Here is a 23,376-nt window from a genome sequence, read left to right as displayed (position 1 = left end):
TTATTAGAATATATTGGTGATATAACGTAACTTTTCCTCTAAAACTCAGTCTATTAAATAGAGACTAAACGTTCTGGTAGAGCGAATAGATGGGAGAGTTACATTTAATATGATACGTAAGGAAGAGTTGATAGCGTCAAGAACAAGTCATCCGGGGAAAAAATGGTTGGTTATTACGCTTGCAGGTGTGATATGGATTGGTCCAGTGCTTGGAAATGGCATTCCGGCAGTTAGCGGTCCATTTTCAACTTCTATAGTAGAGGCAGCTTCATCTTCTGTCACTAAATTGGGTGAAGAAATCATTACATCCGGTGCAATTCTGATGAAATACCAATTCACAGATGGTTCCCAGAAATCACTTGCGAATGTCATTCGCGTGGATCTCAAGAACAAGAACGTGAAGCTGGATGTCATGACAGGTAAAGAAGGATATTTTACAACAAGACAAAGCACGGGTGGTATGGCGAAAGAAAATGGCGCAGTTGCTGCGATTAACGGTGACTTTTTTAATACAGGGGCGCAGGGAGCTCCGATGGGTGGACAAGTATCCAGTGGTCTGCTCATGTCTACGCCATCCGATCTGAAGGGTATGTATGCCTTTGCAGTTACGCAAGACGGTACACCGATGGTGGATGAGTTTACGTTTACAGGTAGTGTAACGGCTGAGAATGGTGAGCAATTTCAACTGGCAGGCATGAACAAATCATCGTATAATCCCGAAAGTAGTTCATCGAACTTCAGTCACCTGAATGCAGCGTATATTTATACAAGTGCGTGGAAGGCTGTCGAGCGTCCAACGAATAGTTCAACCACACCGACGGAGGTCATGGTAACGGATGGCGTCATCACGGAAATCTCGGATAAAGCGAGTATCCAGACGGCGATTCCTAAAGGCAGCTTTATTTTGCGAACCCATGGGACGGCAGCGACATTTGTTAAGAACAATCTTGAAGTTGGGCAAAAGCTTACGGCTGATTATTCACTAGTCTCGAAGAAGACGGGTAAACAAGTGAATCCGGAATCTCTTCAGGTCATGATTGGTGGGCATACCATCTTGGTAGATGGCGGTAAAGCAGCTTCATTCTCGCGTGATGTGAGCAGTATCGGGGGTTACCGTGCTCGCACAGCGGTAGGTTATTCGAAGGATGGTCGTTACGCCTATCTGATCGCTACAGAGAAGCACAGCGGCAGTGCTGGAATGTCACTAAGTCAGCTGCAGAAGTTTATGACCGGTGTTGGCGTATGGAAGGGACTTAATCTGGATGGCGGTGGATCCACAACGATGGTGAACCGACCTCTGGCAGAAATGGACACTAGGCTTACATTTAACACGGAGTACGGAACAGCGCAGCGCAGTATCGTTAACTCACTTGGTGTATTCTCCACAGCGCCAAAAGGGTCGCTCAAAGGTTTTAAGGTCAGTGGCAACACGACTCTATTAATCGGGCAGACGGGCTCTTATCAGTTGAAGGGCTATGATACGTATTACAACCCGGTAGATATGCAGACAGTAACGCCAACATGGAAGTCTAGTAACGGAAATATTAAGGTAAGCGGTCAGAATGTAACTGCCGTAAAACCAGGTACATCAACGGTGACAGCGGTTAGTGGCAGCGCCAAAGCAACGATGCAGGTGAAGGTCCTGGGCGCAGAAGATGTAACGTCCTTGCAGGCAAGTACAGCAGCGGCTCCGTTAGCCGCAGGCACAACCGTATCTGTGCCGGTAATGGCTACACTTAACAATGGACAGAGCATAGAGGTGCCAGACAGTGCACTGAAGTGGGAGTTTTACGGGTTCAAGGGTAAAGTGACAGACGGACGTCTGACCGTTACTTCTGTGAATGCGAATGCTAAAGTTGGTTACGCCGTGGCCCGATATGACGGCTTCAGCACCGTGGTTGTCCTCTCTGCAGCAGGGGAAAGTACATGGGAGAATTTTGAGAATGTGAACTATCCACTTAGCTTTACAACGAATGTATCCGGGGTGACGGGAAATGCAGCGGTTGTGAAGGGAAGCGGTACGCATTCGAATTCCAAAGTTTTGAAACTCGATTATGATATGAACGGCGGAATCGGGCAGAAAATGTACGCTTACGCGCAGTTTAACGGAACTACGGGTAAAGCGATCCCAGCAGTAGCTACCGCCATGACCCTTGACGTAGAAGGGGATAATAGTCTAAACTGGCTCCGCGCGGAGTTAAAAGACAAAAACGGCAAAACCGTCTATATTGATCTCGCAAAAGTAATCGATTGGACAGGCTGGAAGACCCTTAATATCGATTTGAGTGGTTATAACATTGCTTTCCCAGCACAACTGAAAAGAGTGTATGTGGTAAACGTAGAGGAAGGACAGGATGAACGAGCGCTGACGGGCTCGGTATCTTTTGACGATATCCGGTTTACGATGCCTGCTCTTTCGAGTGATGCTGGTTTACCAACAGGTAAGGCTGTTATGACGATCGGCCAGAAGTCCCTTATGTTGAATGGGAAAAAAGTAGTAATCGACTCTGCTCCAATTTTGAAGAATGGTACAACTTACGTTCCGATTAAACATGTGCTGGACGCATTTGGCGGTCAAGCGCAGTGGAACAAGACAGCTCAGCGTGTAACGGTGCTCCGTGGCAGTAAGCTTCTCGATTTAACTGTTGGCAAGAAGGAACTTGTCTTAAACGGGAAGCGGATGACAACAACCGTTGCACCGATGATCAGTGGTGGTAGGACTTTGGTCCCTCTTCGTCTCGTTTCAGAGCAATTGGGCCTTAAAGTAAAATGGGACAAGAACACGAAGACCGTTACCATCGAATCGTGATATGGTATGATGTGTGTATGAAACGTTAGAAATGGAGTAGAGTGCGTGGATTATCAAGCTGATGCCATCGACCGTGTCATAAAGAACGCCATCCAAGTGATGGAAGACAGCAAATACCAGATGTTTGAAATATTAGAGACTTCGCGTGATGAACTCGTGTCTCTCAATCAGGAACTGAAGCAGGTACTGAAAGAAACGACGGAAACCTTGGAAAAGGTAGACCAGTTGGAGCTGAACTACCGCCGTTCCCGGATCCGGCTGACGGAAGTCAGCCGGGACTTTGTCCGGTATAAGGAAGAAGACATCAAGCAGGCGTACGAAAAGGCAACGCAGCTTCAGCTTGATCTCATGATTTATCGCGAGAAGGAAATGTACTTGAAGGCAAGACGCGATGAACTTCAGAAAAGGGTTCGTAGTGTGGAGAACTCGGTAGAACGAGCAGAATCTATCGGTTCGCAGATGGGTGTGGTTTTGGAATACCTGTCAGGAGAACTGGGGCAAGTGTCCCGAATTATCGAATCGGCCAAGAATCGACAAGTGATAGGTTTGAAGATTATTTTGGCGCAAGAGGAAGAACGCAAGCGTATTGCGCGTGAAATTCATGATGGACCGGCACAATTGCTCGCAAATCTGGTTCTTAGGACGGAAATTGTAGAAAGAATGCTAGTTAAGCAGGAATTTAAGATGGTCCAAGACGAAATAGTAGATTTGAAGGGGCAGGTTCGGTCTAGCTTGGAAGAAATGCGCAAAGTTATTTTTAATCTGCGTCCAATGGCACTCGATGATCTGGGTCTTATTCCCACACTCCGTAAATACGTGCATGATTTTGAAGAGAAATCCAAAATCCGCATGTTGTTTGAAACGCGTGGCAAGGAGCATCGTCTCTCTTCTGCGATGGAGGCGGCCATCTACCGGTTGGTGCAGGAAGCACTTACGAATGCGGCCAAACATGCTTACCCTACATATGTGCTCGTAGAACTTACGTATCAAGCACAAATGGTTAAAATTGTTGTACAAGACAACGGACTAGGATTCAAGGTTGAATTACTGGAACAGAAGAGCAAGGACCACTTTGGGTTAATCGGCATGCGGGAGAGGGTCGAACTGCTCGAAGGGAGAATGGAGATTGAATCAGCCGAGAATCAAGGTACCAAGATCATTATCCATATCCCGACGAACGTAGAGAAGAGAAAGGAGTAACAGGATGGAACATTTGGAGAACGAAATCCCGGTCATTAAAGTGCTATTGGCAGATGACCACCAGCTTTTCCGTGAAGGATTAAAGCGTATTTTGAACATGGAGGATGACATTGACGTCATCGGTGAATGTGGAGACGGCATTCAAGTGCTGGAATTCTGCAATGAGGTAAAACCGGACATCGTTCTAATGGACATCAACATGCCTACTGAGAATGGCGTGCAAGCTACGGAGAAACTGCGCGAGTTATTCCCAGAGATTAAAGTTATTATTCTTTCGATTCATGACGATGAAAGTTATGTGTTCGAAACACTCCGTAAAGGAGCGAACGGATATCTATTGAAGGATATGGAGGCTGAGTCGCTGATTAATGCGATCCGCTCCGTTCATGAGGGCTATGCATTCATTCATCCGAAGGTGACGGGTAAATTGATCCAGCAGCTGCGCCGCATGACTTACGTGAATGAAGCCGGGGCTATGGCCGAAGGTGGCACACGTGAAGCTGGTGTTAAGTTTGTGGCTGGAGAGAACAATCCATTAACGCGCCGCGAAGCTGAAGTTCTTCGTCTGATGGCTGAGGGTAAGAGCAATAAGATGATCGGGGAATACCTGTTCATTAGTGAAAAAACCGTAAAAAACCACGTCAGCAGCATTTTGCAAAAAATGGAGGTCGACGACCGTACACAAGCGGTTATCAACTCCATCAAGTATGGCTGGGTGACACTGTAGGCTGTAATCCGTAGCACGGATATTGCCGCACACATGGGAGAGGGGATCGCCAGGAATTGGCGGTTCCTTTTGTGTATTTAGGGGGAGGTAGGAGCTATACAAGTGGAGGACTGCTCCGTTTCAGGAGGGAAGGGAAATAGAGATGCTGCCCCGGACCACGTACATTGCGAACAGAGGACAGTGACCATGAGTACAAAAGATAAGTTATTGGAATTAATGAGGCTTGTCTGAGGGGGATGTTATAGCATAACCGTTTAATAAATGCCGTGACCTGAAGTATGGGTGTGGGCCTTGTATTTCATCCTTGTCACCGTGCTTTCCTTATCGGCATATACTGTCTTTAAGAGAAGGAGGTGAGTCTCATGGTTGCCCATTTGCTATGGATACTGGTTATATACGGGATCGCAGTTGCATTGGTGCACATGCTTTATGCCCGCCGGCATCGCGGCGATTCATCTAAACGGCGTCCTGGATTACATTATGTGCTGATTACTTCCAACCATGAGTGGCAGGTGGAATGGTACTTGAGAGCCCTTTCATTGTATGCCCTGCTAAGCGGGACGCGGGTGCGCGTCACTGTCCTTGATGATCGGTCGGATGATGATACGGTGAACATTGTACACAGATTGATGAACCTGTCTGGAATTGAGCTGGTTGTTGGTCATTGGAATCCAAGTGAAGATACCACCCTAGTTATGAACAAAATAACTTCGGAAAGTGATGAACAATTGATTGAGATTGATCTGCGAATATCTGGTGAGGCTGCCCGAATCCCCTATGTTCAGGGATAGGCTGTGTGGTATTGGTTCTGGTTATATTGATAACGTGAAGCGGGCAAGAGCGATGATGGTGTGAAGCACACTCCAACCTTTATAGGGAGAGGAGGGTGCTTTTTTGTGTATTATGGCGGACATCCATTCAAGCATGTCCCGAACCACGCATCGTGCGTACAGGGAGCAGAACGCACGATGGGTTTAGTGGAGAAGGACATGTTGGGGAGCCTGTGCTAAAGCCTCTTTTGGCATAGTAGGTGAGAGATACATAAGAGAGATGAGAGAGATGGCGGATAACAGATTTACAGATAACAGATAGGTATTTTGTGATTAGCAAGATTTATAGAGGGCTGTGTGCTGTTATGCGTTTAAGAGGGGGAGGAGCTCGTGCAAGTTGCTGTTTATGCCGTGAAGTTAAGAGATCGATGGTGGATTGAAGTTTCGCTGGATATTCGGGTGGATTTGCGGTGGTGGATGACGTTAGATACTTCTTTAGATATGTCATTAGGGCTTTTAGCGGACCGATTTGTCTTATTAGCTCGGAGTATGCCGCTCGGCTGGGCAGTTAGCTTGCGTGATGGGTTTCGTTCGGAGCGGGTAATGGATCGCTGGGGGTTGAAGGAATGGCGCGAATATGTTCGTAACTCTCTCGCAGTATGTGTGGCAGAAGAGCCGTATGGTCAGGGTGATTTATTGTTAGGACATGCTGATGAAATGGCTGTGTGGACGGCTGAGCAGATGGATGGTTTAGATAGAGGGTTGAATGCTGCTGCTGCATGGGACAAGCTTCTGCTACAAGCGGAGCGGTTAGCGCAGTTATTGGAAGGGCGGGCACTGCTGAGCGGTGAGGTGGAGCTGCTGTTAGAGGAAGCCGGCGGCGACATGTCCGCCGGCTGGCTTGCCGCGGCTCAGCTCGGCTGCCTGCTGGGCCGCCTGCGCGTGGAAGCGGGGCTGGCACAGCCCGCCCCGCGGGAGAAGCCCGGCTGGCTGCGCCGCAGCCGGACCATGGCCCCCCGCTGCCGGCGCTGCGGCAGCGAAGCCCTTAGCCGCACGGCATGCGCCACGTGCGGCTCGGCGGCTTGCGCCTATTGCGAGGCTTGCCTCGCTATGGGGCGCAGCCGCTCTTGTGCGCTGCTGCTGCAGGGCGCAGCGCATTCGGCCGTGCGTGGCACGGCCGGGGGTTCCCCCACCGCGGCCTTGGGCCGGTGGGGTTTAAGCGCAGCGCAAGGCGCCGCCGCAGGCGCCGCGCTGCGGTTTTTGGCGGAGCCGCCGGCGGCGGGCTCCGCGGCCGCCCGCTTCCTGATCTGGGCGGTGACGGGCGCCGGGAAGACGGAGATGATCTTCCCGTTGCTTCAGTCCGTGCTGGATGCTGGCGGGCGGGTGCTGGTGGCGGCTCCTAGAAGAGACGTGGTGCTGGAGCTGGCACCACGTCTCGCCGCCGCCTTCCCAGGCGTCAGCATAGCGACGCTCTACGGAGGAAGCCCGGATCGCTGGAAGCGGGGAAGCATAACACTCGCGACAACTCATCAGCTGCTGCGATTTCGCCACGCTTTTGATCTGGTTGTTATCGATGAGATCGATGCGTTTCCATACCATAACGATCCGATGTTAGATTTTGCAGCCAAGGGAGCGTGTAAGCCGGGTGGTAAATATATTTACTTATCTGCAACTCCACCAATCAACCTCCAACGTGAGGCTGCGGCAGGTCGGTTGCCTCACGCCAAGGTACCTGCTCGTTTTCATGGTCATCCTTTGCCTGTACCAAAACCGCTCAAAGTCCCCTCGGTCCAGCGTTGTCTAACCCAGAAGAGTCTTCCTCCTGGTCTGGTACGTGAACTGAAGGTATCTCTGCAACGGGGAGCTCAAGTCTTCTTATTCGTTTCTCGCATTCGTCATATTGAACCATTCTTGCAGTTATTACGCCGATATTTTAAGGACATCCCCATAGAAGGGACATCTTCCGTTGACTCGGGAAGGGCGGAGAAAGTGATGTCATTCCGTAAACGTGACATCCGTTTACTCGTGACGACGACCATACTGGAGCGCGGTGTCACCGTGCCGAAGAGTGATGTGTTTATTGTGGATGCGGATAGTGAATTATTCGATGAAGCCGCGCTGATCCAGATGGCTGGTCGGGCTGGCAGATCTAAGGATGATCCCGCGGGGCGGGTTATTTTCGGCTCACCTCAGTGGACAAGGTGTCAGCGATCGGCTATGAACCAGATCAAGCGGATGAACCGGATTGCGAAGCGGGGAGGTTACTTACAATGCTGATGGATACGCTGGACCGCATACTAAAGCCTTTCCACCGATTGCTGGCATCTTCAGGACAGAAGTGCCTGACCTGTGGGAGAATAACATCTTTATCACGTGAATACTTGGGAATATGCCGAACATGTTATATGTCGATACCATGGATTACACGTCCAAGATGTATTTACTGCGGTAGACAGATCGGATGCCCGGACTGTACTCGTGAACAAGCGGGGCCGTGGCATTTTGTGTGTAACCGGAGCGCAGCAACGTATAATGCTGACATGCGGGAGTGGCTGGCTCAGTATAAGTATCGTGGAAACGAGGCATATGCGCCTCTTTTGATAAGTATGTTAGAGCGGGCATACCGTCAACTGCAGCAGGAGATAGCTAAGAAGCAACAGATATCGTTTCATAAAACTGGACAAGCGGCTGAGGTACAATGGCAGGCTCATATGATCACTTCCGTGCCGGTAAGTCTGGAGCGGCTCAAAGAGCGGGGATTTAACCAGGCCGAGGTGCTCGCTCGTGGTTTGGCAGCTGCGGTAAAGCTCCCGTATGCAGAATTGCTCCAGCGCGATCGGCATACGCATAAACAAAGCTTTAAGAGTCGAATGGATCGATTGAAAGATATGGAGGGGGTTTTTCGTAGCCTACCGGAAGCGGCAGAAGTGATAGAGCTGCTTGCTACTAGCATATATTCCAGAACCAAGGCTCTTAAATCTATTAATTCCGCTATGGCTGATGCACCTTTTTCTCTACGAATATTATTAATCGATGACATTTATACGACAGGCAGTACGATTAACGCATGCTCTCAGGAGTTAAAGATTGCGGGAGAAACGCAGGGGATTCCGGTAGAGATATTTAGTCTGACGTGGGCAAGATCTTAATAGAGTTAGGAATAAATACATATATTTTTTTCCTTTTTATGATAGACGTAAGCACTAATATACGGTAATCTATGGGTATCAAAGGATCTATGCGACATGGAGGGCGGTTAGTATGAACTTGGGGAATTGTCCTCGGTGCGGCAAATTGTATGCGCTGAATTTCCGAGATATGTGTTCTGACTGTTTGAAAGATATTGAGGTAGAGTACCAAGAGTGTGCCCAGTTCTTACGAGAACAAAAGGGAGCCACAATCCACGAAGTATCCGAAGCAACAGGAGTCTCGATTCGTCAGATCACCAAGTTTATTCGTGAAGGCCGCATTTCTATTGCTAACGCACCGAATTTGTCTTATCCATGCGAGGTTTGCGGCACGTTGATACGTGAGAGCAATATGTGCGAATCTTGCAGAACACGGTTGACCAAAGAATTAAGAAGCGTTACAGATGACCCATCCGATAATAGTGGTCCTAATAAGAAGGACTCCCTTACTTACAGGGCTGTTGACAAATTACGCAAATACTAAAACCCTACAATCGAACTATTAACTATGTTACAATCCCGGCCGATAATCTTAGTAAAGGTTATCGGTTTTTTCACATTACTCGAAGTTTTCTGTAAGATGTATTTATAAGGTCTTTTCTATATAAAGGAAGGTGAGCGTTATGAAGATTAACGAAACCGGACGCGTCGGCGCTGTCCACTCGTATCAACGGAACATGGAGACTAACCGACAGGAACAACAGAATAAAACTCGTCGCAAGGACGAGGTATCAATTTCAACAGAAGCGATGGAGATGCTTCAAGCGCAGGAACGTGCTGGAGATCCAGCTCGTTTACAGAAGATTCAATCCTTGAAAGAGCAGGTCTCCTCAGGAACATATAATGTAGATGCCGATAAACTTGCGGAGAAGCTGCTGCCTTATTTCAAGCAGTTTCCCGAGAGCTAAGGGTGACTAATATGTCAGTACAGACGTTAATTGATTCTTTGCAGCGGCTCGAAATGGTGTATAACGACATGTTAGCCATGGCGGACGCCAAGAAGCAGGCCATTATTGATAATGATGTAGATAAGGTCGTTCAGCTGCTAAACCGTGAGTCTAAAGGTATGAAGATGATCGAGCAGCTCGAGAAGGAGCGTATCGAAGCGACTTATACTTTTTTACAGAGTCGCGGAGTTAAGTCACAACTGGAATTAACACTTACGGAGCTTGCAAGGCTCGTATTCGATCCAGAAGAAAAAGCGAAGCTGCTAGACGTTCAGTCACGTCTATCCAGCACGCTTCATGAACTGAAGCAGAAGAACGATATTAATCAGCAATTGCTCGCACAATCACTCGATTTCATTGATTTCTCACTCGATATGCTGACTGGAAAGTCCTCACAGGACGAAGTCACATATCATCACCCGTCTGACAGAGGCGGCAGCACAGGGCGACCGGGCCTGTTCGATACCCGAGCGTAAACAGGAGGATATTGTAATGCGATCTACATTTCATTCATTAGAAACGGCCAAACGAAGCCTGTTTACACAAACAGCAGCACTCGGAACGACAGGTCATAATATAGCGAACGTTAACACGCCCGGGTATTCAAGACAGGTTGTGAAAATGCAGGCGTCTCTACCCATGGAGGCTTATGGTCTCAATCGTTCGACTGCCGCAGGTCAACTTGGCACAGGTGTTGAGTTCTCCAGTATTGAGCGGATTCGCGAACAATTTCTTGACGATCAATTCCGTGGAGAGAACAGTGCATTTGGTAGCTGGAACATTCAGGCCGATACCCTTGATAAACTAGAGTCCATTTTTACCGAACCATCGGACACGGGACTACGGACAGTTATGGATAAGTTCTTTTCCTCGTGGTCAGATTTAAGCAAGAATCCTGAGGATCCAACAGCTCGCAAGATTGTAGTTCAGACCGCTCAATCTTTTACGGATGCACTGAATTACATGAGTGGCCAGCTGGATAATCTGGAGTCGGACCTGGGTAAGAATATATCCATTAAAGGGGACGAAATTCAGAACTACTTAACCTCCATAGCCAATTTGAATAGTTCAATCACACGTATAGAGAGTTTGGGCGATAATGCGAATGATCTCCGGGATCAGCGGGATTTGCTGACCGACCAATTGTCCAAAATCGTAAACGTTACGGTGACCGAAGGAGAGGCTGGTTACAATATCTCCTTAGGAGGACAGGCGCTCGTCGAGGGAGCAACCGTAACGGCGAATGTAGATGCAACTTTCCTTGAAGGAGCCTATGCATCTGGAGATCTCAGAGGCGGAGAAGTTCATGGAATGATCATCTCCCAGAGATCGATTGTGGTGGACTATAGGAATCAGCTGAACAATTTAGCGAATACCATTGTGAACGGGGAGATTCCGGTTACGTTACCTTCCGGATCTAAGATTCCTGAGGGTGCATCGTTTAATGTTGATATCGAAATAAGCGTGAATGGTAATGTTAGTACTCTTCCTGCTGGACAGCAGGTTCCTGCGGGAGCTGTGCTAAACAAAGACGCTTCCGTTACTGTGAGAGGGATGAACGGCCTTCATCAGTTAGGCCTAACAACAGATGGCACGACTGCACAGGGATTACCGTTTTTTGTAGCTTCGGATAATGGTGGAACCATTACTGCAGGTAACATTAAGTTGAACTCGGTCATTGCAAATGATCCGAGTAAGATTGCGACTTCCATGCGCACATCCGTTAAGGATGGCAATGAGAGTGTTATCAAGGGTAATAACACGTTAGCATTATTAATTGCAGGCTTAAACACAACGAAGTTTACAGATGCAGCCGGCACTAAGGGAACAATTGCTTCATTTTACAGTTCAATGGTTGGACAGCTAGGTGTACAAGCACAGGAGGCTACCCGGCAGACAGATAACAGTTATGCATTGGTTACGCAGGTCGAATCCCGTCGTCAATCGGTAAGCGGGGTATCTCTGGACGAAGAGATGTCCAATATGATTAAATTCCAGCACGCTTACAGTGCGTCTGCCCGGTTTATGACCACATTCGATGAGCTTCTTGATAAATTGATTAATTCTACCGGCGTGGTAGGCCGTTAAGGAGGATAAACCATGCTTAGAGTAACTTCCAATATGATGAACTCCCAGCTGCTTATGAACTTGAACCGTAATGGTCGCGCAACGAATGAAACGCAGCTTCAGCTTTCCACAGGGCGCAAACTGAATAGACCGTCGGATGATCCGGTAGGCATAACCTACTCTCTTCGATACCGGACAGAGTTATCAGCCAATACGCAGTATCAGAGTAATGTGGACAGCGCATTATCTTGGCTGGACTATAATGACACGGCACTAGATCAAGTGGGCAGTATTCTTAATCGCTTGAAGGAGCTTACAGTCAAAGCCTCTAGTTCGACTAACCCAGATTCTGCATTGACTTCCATTAAGACAGAAGTGGAGCAGTTGAAGGAGCAGTTAATCGATATCGGCAACAGTAAGTTAAACGGGAAGTATATTTTCAACGGTCAACAATATGATACGAAGCCGTATGATTTTGAAAAAGACGAGAATAATCTTTCGAAAACACTTGGTGTTGTTGAAGACTTGCTGACAGATTCGGGGAGCATCAATTTTATTGTTGGTGAGAATGTTCAGCTGCCGATTAACGTAACAGGTAATACGGTATTCGGTAGTCCGTCCGAGAAGGATGACGACCACATATTTACAATGATGGATCGCTTGATCGGAGCTCTCGGCAGCAGTGACTTCCCTACGATTTCGGCTCAGCTAGATAAGATAGACACCCGTATGGAGAAGGTATTAACAGCCCGTGCAGAGATTGGAGCCAAGACCAACCGTGTTGAACTTATGGCGGGCAGGCTCGAAGACATGGGTATTAACTTAACAGATTTGCAGTCCAAGGCTGAAGACGCAGATTATGAGAAATTAATCATTCAATCGAAGATTCAGGAGAGTATCTATAATGCTTCACTTTCAGCAGGGGCGAAGATTATTTCAACTTCATTGGTTGATTTCCTGAGATAGGTGGTGATCTTTAGTGATTCCACAGCTTCAAGTTTCTACACAGCCCTCTTCACTAGAAATCAGTTCGAGCAAAGCGAAGCTGTCGATAAGCCAGCAACGGCCGGATATGGAGATCGAGTCTCCTCGAGCGAAAATGGATATAACCTCGCCGAGACCGGATATGGAGATTGATCAGCATCAGGCATTTAGAGCTTATAATGGTGGAACTGCGCTGGAGATGAATCAGCAGATTTATTCAGAGTTACCTAGCTTAATGCTGGAGGCTCTGGCGAAGCGGGTAGAGCAAGGGAATCGTATGGCCGAATTTCATCTGCCGGGTAACTCCATTGGTGAGATTTACGGTTCGGATTGGAAGCGTGATCCGTTTATTGAGTTTCGGGCGCCAGCTTCCTACGATAACGTGGATATCCATGTGAATCGAAACGAACCGCAAATTAATATTGAACCGATAACACCGCGAATTTCGGCTCAAGCTTATACACCTCAGATTGAGTACCATCCGGGATCTCTAGATATCCGGGTGAAGCAATATGCATCGATTGAGATCACACCACCGCAAATCGATATGACAATGTAATAGTCCAAGATACAGGCTATAGGAGGGCATGCTGCCATCTATAGCTTGTTTTGTTAATGAATCAGTTAGTTAAGGAGTGGATATAAATGAACGTTGAAACAGCTCAGTTTGGACCATTGGATGTGCCGGAAGATCAAATCTATCACTTTTCTAAAGGTATTCCGGGTTTTGAAAGTCATTCAGAATTTGCGGTTATTCATGTCGCAGAAGGTCCATTCTCCTATTTGCAGTCTTTACAGGATAGTCATATTTCCTTGTTGATGACCGATCCTTTCGTCTTTTACCCGAACTATGAGTTTGATCTTCCGGAATCTATCGTGGAGGAAATGGAACTAAACTCTGATCTTATGATTCGCTCTATCGTAACTTTAAATGAGAATGTAGAGAAGTCTACGATCAATCTACTAGCCCCACTTGTGTTCAATTTAGAGAATAAGAGTGGAAGACAAGTGATCCTGCACGCTTCGGAGTATCAATCACGGCATCTGTTGTGGTCCGGCAATGAGACAACTCCATCTGTAAAGGCGGGTGAGTAGCATGCTGGTACTGTCGCGTAAAAAGGGAGAATCTGTAGTCATCCAGGATGAGATTGAGGTTACGATCCTTGGAGTAGATGGTGACAATGTGAGAATTGGAATTAGCGCACCGAAGAACATGGATATTTTTCGTAAAGAAATTTATTTATCGATTCAAGAAGCGAATAGGGAATCTGCGAATCAGTCTTCTATTGGAGTAGAAGAACTGATGAAGCATTTAAAGAATCCTAAGTGAATTTTTTTATGAATATGCAAAAAAACTCTAAAATCGAATGGATTTTTTGACGATATACTTATTAAACGCTATTTCGGAGGGGCGGCCGACCTTAACGGAAGCAAGCGAAACCACAAGGATGTGGGACAAAGCATTTCAAGGAGGAAATTCTAATGATTATCAACCACAATATTGCTGCATTGAATACTCACCGCCAATTGGGCGCAAATACAGGTGCTTCTTCTAAAAACTTGGAGAAATTGTCTTCCGGTCTTCGTATCAACCGTGCAGGTGATGACGCTGCTGGTCTGGCAATTTCCGAAAAAATGCGTGGTCAAATCCGTGGTCTGGATATGGCTCAAAAGAACGCACAAGATGGTATCTCTCTGATACAAACAGCTGAAGGTGCATTGACTGAAACTCACAGCATCTTGCAACGTATGCGTGAATTGGCTGTTCAAGCTTCTTCCGACACTAACGAAGGTGTTGACCGTGCAAAGCTACAATCTGAAGTTGATGAGTTGTCTAAAGAAATCAAACGTATCTCTACTGACACTGAGTTCAACAACCAAAAGGTTTTGGATGGAACATTCGATGACAAAACGTTCCATATTGGTGCTAACTCCGGCCAAAGCATCCAACTGAGCATTAACAATATGAGCAATACAGAGCTTGGTGTTAATGGACTGAAAGATGAATTTGAAATTACTGGAACAGATGTTATTGTAACTAATCGAGATGCAGAGAAAAGTTACACAATTACATTTGCAGCAGCACAAAACAATACAGGGACTGGGGTAAAGGAAACGACCGCAAGATTTGATGATACTGACCCTACCAAAATAATTGTTACTTTGAAACAAAATGAAAATACTCCTGGACCACCTGCTGCTACTCCAGGAGCAATCACTGGCACGAAACAAGAAGTTGCAGATGCCCTTAAAAAGTTAGGATTAGACGCAAAATTAAAAGATGGTACTACCGACGCTGCTCTTACAGCACATGGTACTACAAAAATTGCTGATAAAGCTATCGCTGCGGCAACTACAAAAAATGATGAAATTGGCGTTAATATTTCTACACAAACAGCTGCTGACAAAGCAATCACTACGGTGAACAACGCTTTGAACAAAGTTTCGGAAGAACGTTCCAAATTGGGTGCTAACCAGAACCGTCTTGAGCACACAATCAATAACCTTGGTGCTACTTCTGAAAACCTGACAGCTGCTGAATCCCGTATTCGTGACGTGGATATGGCAAAAGAAATGATGTCTTTCACTAAGAACAACATCCTTACTCAAGCAGCTCAAGCAATGTTGGCTCAAGCAAACCAACAACCACAAGGCGTACTGCAATTGCTTCGTTAATTTTATGATATTAGATAGAGACCTTGGATCTTTCCGAGGTCTCATTTTTTTAGAATAATTTGGAGTATCACCTATCTTTGCAACCCTCGTTATAAATAATTAGCTGATTGAAAAGTTTGTTAGAAATGTAAGCTAGAACCCCGAATGTTTTTTTAAGACCTTAATGAAAACTCTAAATTTATCTGAATCATCTGACGATATAAAGAGTAGACGCTATTTCGGAGGGGCGGCCGACCTTAACGAAAGCAAGCGAAACCACAAGGATGTGGGACAAACCATTTCAAGGAGGAAAATCTAATGATTATCAACCACAATATTGCTGCATTGAACACACACCGCCAATTGGGCGCAAATACAGGTGCTTCTTCTAAAAACCTGGAGAAATTGTCTTCTGGTCTTCGTATCAACCGTGCAGGTGATGACGCCGCTGGTCTGGCAATTTCCGAAAAAATGCGTGGTCAAATCCGCGGTCTGGATATGGCTCAAAAGAACGCGCAAGATGGTATCTCCCTGATCCAAACAGCTGAAGGTGCATTGACTGAAACTCACAGCATCTTGCAACGTATGCGTGAATTGGCTGTTCAAGCTTCTTCCGACACTAACGAAGGTGTTGACCGTGCAAAGCTACAATCTGAAGTTGATGAGTTGTCTAAAGAAATCAAACGTATTTCTACAGACACTGAGTTCAACAATCAGAAAGTATTGGATGGAACATTCGATAACAAAACCTTCCATATTGGTGCTAACTCCGGGCAAAGTATTAAACTGAGCATCAATAATATGAGTAACACAGATCTCGGAGTAAGTGGATACTCCCAAGAAACTGATATTATTGCAAATACTATAACTCTTAACAATAGAACGAATGCAGCTCTTGAATTTGACACAATTACGCAAGGAAAAGAAACTAAAGCAGAGTTTGGTGCAGATGGTAAGATCCAGATTACACTTGCTGAGGACGATAAAAATGTTATCACTGCTACAACTGATGATGTGTTGAATGCTCTTAAGGGTTTAGGACTTGATGTTAAACTTAAAGAGGGTGCAACTGGTACCGATGCAGTGTTAGCAACAGCTCCTACTATGGTTAAGGCTGATGCAGGTGTAGCAAGTGATCAAGTTGGTGTTAATATCAGTAGTCAAAAATCTGCTGATGCAGCAATTACTACGATCAACAATGCTCTGAACACAGTTTCCGAAGAGCGGTCTAAACTCGGTGCTAACCAGAATCGTCTTGAGCACACAATCAACAACTTGGGTGCTACTTCCGAGAACCTGACTGCTGCTGAATCCCGTATTCGTGACGTGGATATGGCGAAAGAAATGATGTCTTTCACGAAGAACAACATTCTTACTCAAGCAGCTCAAGCAATGTTGGCTCAAGCCAACCAACAACCACAAGGCGTTCTACAATTGCTTCGTTAATTTCATGGATATTCCTAAGAGACCTTGGTTCTTTCAAGGTCTCTTTGTACTGAAGTTTATAGTAATGGCTCTATGTAAATTCTTTTCGAGACTTAACTTTGTCATATAATCAAACATTAGTGTGATTGCATCCATGCGATAGATACAAAATAATTTATCATTTATTACAGTGTAAAAGACTCTAAAGTCGAATTAACCATCTGACGATATAAAGAGTAGACGCTATTTCGGAGGGGCGGTCGACCTTAACGAAAGCAAGCGAGACCACAAGGATGTGGGACAAACCATTTCAAGGAGGAGAATCTAATGATTATCAACCACAATATTGCTGCATTGAACACACACCGCCAATTGGGCGCAAATACAGGTGCTTCTTCTAAAAACCTGGAGAAATTGTCTTCTGGTCTTCGTATCAACCGTGCAGGTGATGACGCCGCTGGTCTGGCAATTTCCGAAAAAATGCGTGGTCAAATCCGCGGTCTGGATATGGCTCAAAAGAACGCGCAAGATGGTATCTCCCTGATCCAAACAGCTGAAGGTGCATTGACTGAAACTCACAGCATCTTGCAACGTATGCGTGAATTGGCTGTTCAAGCTTCTTCCGACACTAACGAAGGCGTTGATCGTCAAAAACTTCAATCCGAAGTTGATGAGCTGTCCAAAGAAATAAAGCGTATTTCTACAGACACTGAGTTTAACAACCAAAAGGTTTTGGATGGTACTTTTGCTGATAAAACATTCCATATTGGTGCTAACTCTGGTCAAAGTATCAAACTGAGCATCAACAACATGAGCAATACAGAGCTGGGAGTAAATGGTCTGAAAAAAGATACTACTCTTAGTGATTTAGGTGTAATAGTTACAAATAGAAATACGGAAAAACTTGATATTGAAATAGCTGATGCTCAAACTAAAGATGGAGCAGCGATTACAGAGACTACAGCATCGATTGATAAAGATGGAAATATCACTCTTACGTTAGCACAAGGCGCACCAACAGGGGGTCCTCCTGCAACTACTGCTGGCGATATCACTGCAACTAAACAAGATGTACTAGATGCTTTGAAAAAAATTGGCGTAGAAGCAATTGCTGATCCAGCTTCAACTATGACAGACAAAGTTGCTGTAGCAGGTACTACTGTCAATGCAGTGGCGGCAACAGCGACTGATATTGATGAAGAATCGGGCATCAACATTTCAAATCAAAAGTCAGCTAATACTGCAATCACAACCATCAACAATGCATTGAACCAAGTTTCCGAAGAACGATCTAAACTGGGTGCTAACCAAAACCGTCTTGAGCACACAATCAACAACTTGGGTGCTACTTCCGAGAACCTGACTGCTGCTGAATCCCGTATTCGTGACGTGGATATGGCGAAAGAAATGATGTCTTTCACTAAGAACAACATCCTTACTCAAGCAGCTCAAGCAATGTTGGCTCAAGCGAACCAACAACCACAAGGTGTACTGCAATTGCTTCGTTAAATTTAATGTTCTACTTAAGAGACTTTGGATCTTTTCCAAGGTCTCTTCTTTTTGTATATGTATAAATTTTGCTTACTCAAATGTCGATAACAATAAAAAGGCGATCTGAACGTGCGCAACATAGGCTGTTTCTTCTAATACATCTCGTTCTAATAACCGATATATACAACAATAGTAATATTGCGAAGGAAGGTGCAATGATGAATCTGCAAATTTCTATCACTGGAAATAGTGCGGCTTCGAATGCGGCATACACTCAGCCATCCAAGAGCGCTAACGAGCCTAAACCTCTTGTTAATCAAGAGAAAGAGCTTCAACGTTTAGAAAGACAAGGTGAATACGTTACATTAGGCGAACAGCAGCTCGTGCGTTCGATTGATCGAGCTATTAAAGCGCTGCAGGGACCCGAAACGATGGTTGAGGTTAATGTGCACGAGAAGACGCAGGCCATTATGATCAAGGTTCTAAATAAAGAAACCGGCGAAATTATTAGAGAAATACCGCCGGAGCAGACACTAGAAATTGTGGCGAAGATGATGGAATTTGCAGGGCTCATCATTGATGAACGCGGATAGGAGGAATACAAATGAGAGTAAGTGGATTATCATCAGGTATGGATATAGACACCTTGGTCACGCAACTGATGACTGCCAAGCGAGCGCCGTTAGATAAGTTAAACCAGAACAAGCAAATACTAGAATGGCGTAGAGACAGCTACAGAACCATTAACAGTGCATTGGTTGATTTCCGACAAAATAAGCTAGATAAATATAAAAAAACTTCAGAGATGAATGTTTATAGTGCTGAGGTGTCCGGAAATAAGGATGCTATTAGTGTAAAAGCAACCACTTCTGCAAATCAGGTGTCTATGAAAGTAGAAGTAGGATCTCTTGCTACTCAGTCCACCTTGGAGACAGCATCTTTAGGTGAAGGAACCACAATGTATACGAAGCTAGGAAGTCTTAATTCTGGAGCAGGCCCATTTGAATTTAGCGTCTCACGTGGAGATGGTTCTTCTTCGTACACGCAATCATTTAAATTTTCAAAAGATGATACAATAAAGGATGTTCTAACGAAGATCAATGGAGACTATAGCGCAGGGCTAAGTGCAACATTTGACGAAGCTGGAAAGAAGTTTGTAGTCAAATCTAAGGAATATGGTAATGACACGGTAAAATTCGCTGGTTCTTTACTAACCGATGTCTTTGGGACTACTGATCCAGAAAAGGCAACCCAAGATGGACAACCCGCTTTGGTTACTATAAACGGTACCAAGTACACCCCTTCATCTAACCAACTAACAGTAAACGGTGTTCAGATCACTTTACTGCAGGAGACCAAAGATGCTGGACCTGCCACTATCACTACTAAACCAGATGGCAAGAAAGCGCTCGAAACCGTCAAGGCTTTTATCTCAGATTATAATGCGCTGATTTCAACATTAAATAGTAAAGTATCAGAGCAGAAATACAGAAGTTATGCTCCGTTAACCTCTGAACAGAAGAAAGAGATGACTGAGGACGACATTAAGAATTGGGAATCCAGAGCGAAGAGTGGTTTGCTTAGAAATGATGAAATCTTGGTAGAAGGACTTTCTAACATGAGGACATTATTGTCTTCCTCATCTGTAAAGTTTGGAGACAAAACGATTGGGTTAGCTTCTATTGGTATTACAACGGGGACTTATACGGAGAACGGAAAGCTCTATCTTGATGAAGACAAGCTTATGAATGCAATCGAAGAGAATCCAGAACAAGTCATGGAATTATTCATTGGATCTTCAGACGGAGCGAGTAAGGGTATTTTTGATAAAATGTATGATAATTTAAACGTAACGTTGTCCAGAATGGCTGACAAAGCGGGAACAGCGAAGTACAGTACAGATATTACAATATCATTGAATGAGCAAAGTACACTCGGAAAAGAATTAACGGATTTAAATGACCGTATATCGACATTAACCAAGAGACTTACGCAAATCGAGAATAACTACTACACGCAATTCACTGCAATGGAAACAGCCATTAATAAACTAAATTCCCAATCAGCTAGCTTATCTAGTTTTACGGGTTAATTAAGAAAAAGAGGTGAGCGTAATTGATTACATCTCCTTATGATAAATATAGACAGTCGTCTGTACAAACTTCTACTCCTGGCCAATTGTTGCTTATGATGTATGACGGAGCGATTCGTTTTGTTAAAGGTGGTCTGGATGCTCTCAAAGAGCAGGACTTTCAGAAAGCTAATACATTTCTCAATAAGACTCAGACTATTGTTAGTGAGCTAATTGTTACCCTAGACCATAGTTTTGAAGTATCCAAGGGTCTTGCATCATTATATGAATATATTAATCATTTATTGATTCAGGCTAATGTTAAGAAAGAAGCCGCACCCGCGGAAGAGGCTCTAGGATATCTAGTAGAGCTTCGTGAAACTTGGGCGCAAGCGGCGAAAATGGCGACTGCTGAGGGTGCTGGGAATGCCAGCAATGGATGATCTGCTTCTTGCTCTTGAGAAATTGAGTCAGTCGGTTGTGGAACAACTTGATCATATTTCATACGAAGAATTGGTTGCGTTTGTTGATCTTCGCCAACCAATTCTAGATGAGATGTCTACTATTATTTCCACAGAGTCACTTCGTCAGGATCAGAAAGATCGTATCCAGGTTTTACTTCGTAATGATGCGTTAGTAGAAGCCCGTATGAGGGCATTCAAGCAGGAAGCTTCAGATTGGCTCCGGCAACGAGATGCAGCGAAGGTACAGCGTAGTGCCTACGAAACTAATTATGCTATGGACTCTATATTAATGGATAAGAGGAAATAGCAGCATGGATTAATTGAGTAGGACATATTAGATTATGATTGAATAGATAACCCGTATGAGGGATAGCTTTCGAAAGAGAACAGACCTCCTTGCGGGTTGTTTTTTTATTTGTATATAACTTATTGTTGTCTCTCATCCCCACGCTTATCTCCTAAAAATATATATGGTAATTATATCTTTTATTTTACTAGATTAACCATGTCGAAATATGGTAGAATACAATGCGACTAAACAATTAGGTCTACAGTACTGCTTTTTATATCATTCAAGTCTAATAGTACTATTTTTTTTGTGTTCTTAGATCTAATTTATTATTTGTTTCTACAAAATGAACTTATATTAGGAGGACAACATGGGAAAAAAAGTACGCAGTACAGTAACAGGCTTACTGGGTGTAAGTATGGCTTTGAGTACAGTTAGCAGTGTTCAAGCTCAGTCCGTTAATGACATTTCAGGACATTGGGCAGAACAGAAAATTCAGAAGTGGCTTGATGAAGATAACCTAAAGGGGTATCAAGATGGAAGTTTTAAACCTAATCAGACGATAACACGGGCTGAGTTTGTGGCTATGATTAATCGTTTATTTGGTTATACGGAGACAACTGAGATTAATTTTAAAGACTTGAACACCCAGAATTGGGCGTATAAAGATATAGCGGCGGCGGTTAAAGCGGGCTATGTAACAGGATACGAGAATCAAACGATTCGTCCTGGTGCACCTGTCACTCGACAGGAAGCAGCTGTCATTGTTTCAAAAATTCTAGGGGTTAATCCTATAGATAGTGGTATATTGAATCAATTTACAGATGCTGAGCAAATTGCTAGCTGGGGGAAATCCGGTATTACCGTAGCAATTGAGAATGAAGTTATGAAGGGTTATCCAAATCGAACATTCTCACCTACTAAATCTTTGACACGGGCAGAGGCTGTTTCATTGATAGATACGGCTCTCCTCAAAAAAGATATCTTGACTACTACTACATACGATAAAGCGGGAACTTATGGAGCAGCAGAAGGTACAGAGATAATTAACGGAAACGTCGTGATTAGTGCACCTGGCGTCGTCCTCCAGAATGTTGAGATCAAGGGTAATCTTACTTTAGCTGAAGGTATTGGAGAAGGCGATGTAACCATTAAAAATGTTAAAGTTCATGGAACTACGAATGTTCAGGGGGGCGGAATTAACTCTATTCATTTCGTAGACTCTGTGTTGGTTAACGTGATTGTTAATAAAAAAGATGGAACTGTACGGATTGTAGCCGAAGGTTCGACTAGAGCTGAAAGCGTTGTAGTCCAATCGTCCGTTAAACTTGAGGAATCTGGAGTTAGCGGTGTAGGCTTTACCGATGTTGAGCTTGCTGCGGAACTTCCTGCGAATGCGCAAGTCGTGCTGAATGGTACTTTTGATGATGTGGATATTTCGGCAGCTTCTATCTCGGTACAATTACAACGTGGTTCGATAGAAACTCTGAATATTAGCGATGCTGCGAAGAATGCGTCTATTAATCTGTCTAGTGGCACCAGTGTAACGAAATTGATTTTGGATGCGATTGCTAAGTTACTAGGGTCGGGATCTATCAAATCAGCGGTTATTAATGAAGGCGGCGAAGGATCCGAATTCAGTACACGTCCAACGACAGTAGAAGGTCCGTTAAAAGAAAAAATTATTGTAAGCACTCCTCCAGTTGTTAGCGGAGGTGGTAGTAGTGATAGCAGTAGTGGATCCACAGGTGGTGGAGGTACATCAACTGGCGGAGGAACTGGTACAAATCCTGACGGTGGAGGGCAACAAGAGAACGATGCTCAAAAGGTAGCTGCAGCTAAGAAAGCTATTCAAGGGTTAGATCTCGCTTGGGATACAGATCTTACAACGACTATTACAAAAGTAAACACAGCAATTTCAAAGGTAACATTGCCAACTGGAGTAAAAATTGTAGCCGTTGAAGGAACAGAATTGAATGCTGGTAACATCGTTATAACGATTACAAGTGGAACCGTGGTTGATGAAAGTATAGTAATTAAAGCACCAGAAGAAGAACCAGAAGTACCAGAACAATCCGATGCTGAAAAAGTTGCAGAAGCGAAGACTAGTATTGAAGGACTTAATCTGTCGTGGAAAATCGATTTGGGAACAACCGTGGCAGCAGCGAATGAAGCGATTCAAGGACTGGAATTGCCAACAAGTGTAACGGCAGTAGCCGAAGCGAATGGGGAAAACGTGGTCATCACGATCACAAGTGGAACCGTGGTTGATGAAAGTATAGTAATTAA

At 44.8% G+C, this 23,376-nt stretch carries 21 protein-coding genes and 1 pseudogene; all 22 read left to right on the top strand.

What is annotated here, in order from left to right; translation table 11 throughout:
- Positions 1-109: 109 nt before the first annotated feature.
- Positions 110-2,809, top strand: a complete 2,700-nt coding sequence (locus ACFQV5_RS06625) for a stalk domain-containing protein (RefSeq protein WP_379244889.1) — start codon at positions 110-112, stop codon at positions 2,807-2,809.
- A gap of 45 nt (positions 2,810-2,854) precedes the next feature.
- A complete protein-coding gene (locus ACFQV5_RS06620) occupies positions 2,855-4,009 on the top strand; it encodes a sensor histidine kinase (protein WP_379244886.1) in 1,155 nt (384 codons plus the stop codon).
- A gap of 4 nt (positions 4,010-4,013) precedes the next feature.
- Positions 4,014-4,736, top strand: a complete 723-nt coding sequence (locus ACFQV5_RS06615) for a response regulator (RefSeq protein ID WP_379244884.1) — start codon at positions 4,014-4,016, stop codon at positions 4,734-4,736.
- A 362-nt stretch (positions 4,737-5,098) separates the two neighbouring features.
- Positions 5,099-5,527, top strand: coding sequence for a hypothetical protein (locus tag ACFQV5_RS06610; RefSeq protein WP_379244882.1), 429 nt, complete (start codon positions 5,099-5,101; stop codon positions 5,525-5,527).
- A 768-nt stretch (positions 5,528-6,295) separates the two neighbouring features.
- Positions 6,296-7,783: pseudogene (locus tag ACFQV5_RS06605) on the top strand (ATP-dependent helicase ComFA); the annotation flags it as partial.
- The gene (locus ACFQV5_RS06600; protein WP_379244878.1) at positions 7,777-8,655 is read left to right on the top strand and encodes a ComFC family protein; all 879 of its coding nucleotides are present in this window, start codon (positions 7,777-7,779) and stop codon (positions 8,653-8,655) included. The pseudogene ACFQV5_RS06605 and the gene ACFQV5_RS06600, both read left to right, overlap by 7 nt.
- A gap of 112 nt (positions 8,656-8,767) precedes the next feature.
- Positions 8,768-9,178, top strand: coding sequence for a TIGR03826 family flagellar region protein (locus tag ACFQV5_RS06595; protein ID WP_379244876.1), 411 nt, complete (start codon positions 8,768-8,770; stop codon positions 9,176-9,178).
- Between the two features lie 139 nt (positions 9,179-9,317).
- On the top strand, positions 9,318-9,602 hold the full coding sequence (flgM, locus tag ACFQV5_RS06590; RefSeq protein WP_379244874.1) for a flagellar biosynthesis anti-sigma factor FlgM: 285 nt from the start codon (positions 9,318-9,320) through the stop codon (positions 9,600-9,602).
- An 11-nt stretch (positions 9,603-9,613) separates the two neighbouring features.
- Positions 9,614-10,117 carry a flagellar protein FlgN gene (locus ACFQV5_RS06585; protein ID WP_379244872.1) on the top strand — a complete coding sequence of 168 codons (504 nt, stop codon included), beginning with the start codon at positions 9,614-9,616 and terminating at the stop codon, positions 10,115-10,117.
- Positions 10,118-10,133: 16 nt separating this feature from the next.
- Positions 10,134-11,729 (top strand): flagellar hook-associated protein FlgK, encoded by a 1,596-nt coding sequence (gene flgK, locus ACFQV5_RS06580; protein WP_379244870.1) that lies wholly within the window; start codon positions 10,134-10,136, stop codon positions 11,727-11,729.
- Between the two features lie 12 nt (positions 11,730-11,741).
- Positions 11,742-12,674: a flagellar hook-associated protein FlgL gene (flgL, locus tag ACFQV5_RS06575; RefSeq protein WP_379244868.1), complete on the top strand. Its 933-nt coding sequence runs from the start codon at positions 11,742-11,744 to the stop codon at positions 12,672-12,674.
- Between the two features lie 13 nt (positions 12,675-12,687).
- Positions 12,688-13,251, top strand: coding sequence for a DUF6470 family protein (locus ACFQV5_RS06570; protein ID WP_379244866.1), 564 nt, complete (start codon positions 12,688-12,690; stop codon positions 13,249-13,251).
- Positions 13,252-13,337: 86 nt separating this feature from the next.
- The gene (gene fliW, locus ACFQV5_RS06565; protein WP_379244864.1) at positions 13,338-13,787 is read left to right on the top strand and encodes a flagellar assembly protein FliW; all 450 of its coding nucleotides are present in this window, start codon (positions 13,338-13,340) and stop codon (positions 13,785-13,787) included.
- A gap of 1 nt (position 13,788) precedes the next feature.
- A complete protein-coding gene (gene csrA, locus ACFQV5_RS06560) occupies positions 13,789-14,022 on the top strand; it encodes a carbon storage regulator CsrA (RefSeq protein ID WP_379244862.1) in 234 nt (77 codons plus the stop codon).
- A 152-nt stretch (positions 14,023-14,174) separates the two neighbouring features.
- Positions 14,175-15,368 carry a flagellin N-terminal helical domain-containing protein gene (locus ACFQV5_RS06555; RefSeq protein WP_379244860.1) on the top strand — a complete coding sequence of 398 codons (1,194 nt, stop codon included), beginning with the start codon at positions 14,175-14,177 and terminating at the stop codon, positions 15,366-15,368.
- Between the two features lie 297 nt (positions 15,369-15,665).
- Positions 15,666-16,793 carry a flagellin N-terminal helical domain-containing protein gene (locus ACFQV5_RS06550; RefSeq protein WP_379244858.1) on the top strand — a complete coding sequence of 376 codons (1,128 nt, stop codon included), beginning with the start codon at positions 15,666-15,668 and terminating at the stop codon, positions 16,791-16,793.
- Between the two features lie 306 nt (positions 16,794-17,099).
- Positions 17,100-18,281 (top strand): flagellin N-terminal helical domain-containing protein, encoded by a 1,182-nt coding sequence (locus ACFQV5_RS06545; protein ID WP_379244856.1) that lies wholly within the window; start codon positions 17,100-17,102, stop codon positions 18,279-18,281.
- Positions 18,282-18,478: 197 nt separating this feature from the next.
- Positions 18,479-18,856 carry a flagellar protein FlaG gene (locus ACFQV5_RS06540; protein WP_379244854.1) on the top strand — a complete coding sequence of 126 codons (378 nt, stop codon included), beginning with the start codon at positions 18,479-18,481 and terminating at the stop codon, positions 18,854-18,856.
- An 11-nt stretch (positions 18,857-18,867) separates the two neighbouring features.
- Positions 18,868-20,355 carry a flagellar filament capping protein FliD gene (gene fliD / locus ACFQV5_RS06535; protein WP_379244852.1) on the top strand — a complete coding sequence of 496 codons (1,488 nt, stop codon included), beginning with the start codon at positions 18,868-18,870 and terminating at the stop codon, positions 20,353-20,355.
- A 23-nt stretch (positions 20,356-20,378) separates the two neighbouring features.
- Positions 20,379-20,777, top strand: a complete 399-nt coding sequence (fliS, locus tag ACFQV5_RS06530; RefSeq protein WP_379244850.1) for a flagellar export chaperone FliS — start codon at positions 20,379-20,381, stop codon at positions 20,775-20,777.
- Positions 20,761-21,105 carry a hypothetical protein gene (locus ACFQV5_RS06525; protein WP_379244848.1) on the top strand — a complete coding sequence of 115 codons (345 nt, stop codon included), beginning with the start codon at positions 20,761-20,763 and terminating at the stop codon, positions 21,103-21,105. The genes fliS and ACFQV5_RS06525 overlap by 17 nt, the downstream gene beginning before the upstream one ends.
- Before the next feature lie 352 nt (positions 21,106-21,457).
- Positions 21,458-23,376 (top strand): S-layer homology domain-containing protein (locus ACFQV5_RS06520; RefSeq protein WP_379244846.1); only part of this gene is annotated, 1,919 nt, incomplete at its 3' end.

The organism is Paenibacillus sp. GCM10028914 (assembly GCF_042666275.1).
GTDB lineage: Bacteria > Bacillota > Bacilli > Paenibacillales > Paenibacillaceae > Paenibacillus_AQ.
This window is presented reverse-complemented; position numbering and strand designations above follow the sequence as displayed.

What these genes read in the sequence shown, in the direction of transcription:
- ACFQV5_RS06625 (WP_379244889.1), top strand. Translation starts at nt 110, where the DNA reads ATGATACGTAAGGAAGAGTTGATAGCGTCAAGAACAAGTCATCCGGGG.
- ACFQV5_RS06615 (WP_379244884.1), top strand. Translation starts at nt 4,014, where the DNA reads ATGGAACATTTGGAGAACGAAATCCCGGTCATTAAAGTGCTATTGGCA.
- ACFQV5_RS06610 (WP_379244882.1), top strand. Translation starts at nt 5,099, where the DNA reads ATGGTTGCCCATTTGCTATGGATACTGGTTATATACGGGATCGCAGTT.
- ACFQV5_RS06600 (WP_379244878.1), top strand. Translation starts at nt 7,777, where the DNA reads ATGCTGATGGATACGCTGGACCGCATACTAAAGCCTTTCCACCGATTG.
- ACFQV5_RS06595 (WP_379244876.1), top strand. Translation starts at nt 8,768, where the DNA reads ATGAACTTGGGGAATTGTCCTCGGTGCGGCAAATTGTATGCGCTGAAT.
- flgM (WP_379244874.1), top strand. Translation starts at nt 9,318, where the DNA reads ATGAAGATTAACGAAACCGGACGCGTCGGCGCTGTCCACTCGTATCAA.
- ACFQV5_RS06585 (WP_379244872.1), top strand. Translation starts at nt 9,614, where the DNA reads ATGTCAGTACAGACGTTAATTGATTCTTTGCAGCGGCTCGAAATGGTG.
- flgK (WP_379244870.1), top strand. Translation starts at nt 10,134, where the DNA reads ATGCGATCTACATTTCATTCATTAGAAACGGCCAAACGAAGCCTGTTT.
- flgL (WP_379244868.1), top strand. Translation starts at nt 11,742, where the DNA reads ATGCTTAGAGTAACTTCCAATATGATGAACTCCCAGCTGCTTATGAAC.
- fliW (WP_379244864.1), top strand. Translation starts at nt 13,338, where the DNA reads ATGAACGTTGAAACAGCTCAGTTTGGACCATTGGATGTGCCGGAAGAT.
- csrA (WP_379244862.1), top strand. Translation starts at nt 13,789, where the DNA reads ATGCTGGTACTGTCGCGTAAAAAGGGAGAATCTGTAGTCATCCAGGAT.
- ACFQV5_RS06555 (WP_379244860.1), top strand. Translation starts at nt 14,175, where the DNA reads ATGATTATCAACCACAATATTGCTGCATTGAATACTCACCGCCAATTG.
- ACFQV5_RS06550 (WP_379244858.1), top strand. Translation starts at nt 15,666, where the DNA reads ATGATTATCAACCACAATATTGCTGCATTGAACACACACCGCCAATTG.
- ACFQV5_RS06545 (WP_379244856.1), top strand. Translation starts at nt 17,100, where the DNA reads ATGATTATCAACCACAATATTGCTGCATTGAACACACACCGCCAATTG.
- ACFQV5_RS06540 (WP_379244854.1), top strand. Translation starts at nt 18,479, where the DNA reads ATGATGAATCTGCAAATTTCTATCACTGGAAATAGTGCGGCTTCGAAT.
- fliD (WP_379244852.1), top strand. Translation starts at nt 18,868, where the DNA reads ATGAGAGTAAGTGGATTATCATCAGGTATGGATATAGACACCTTGGTC.
- ACFQV5_RS06525 (WP_379244848.1), top strand. Translation starts at nt 20,761, where the DNA reads ATGCCAGCAATGGATGATCTGCTTCTTGCTCTTGAGAAATTGAGTCAG.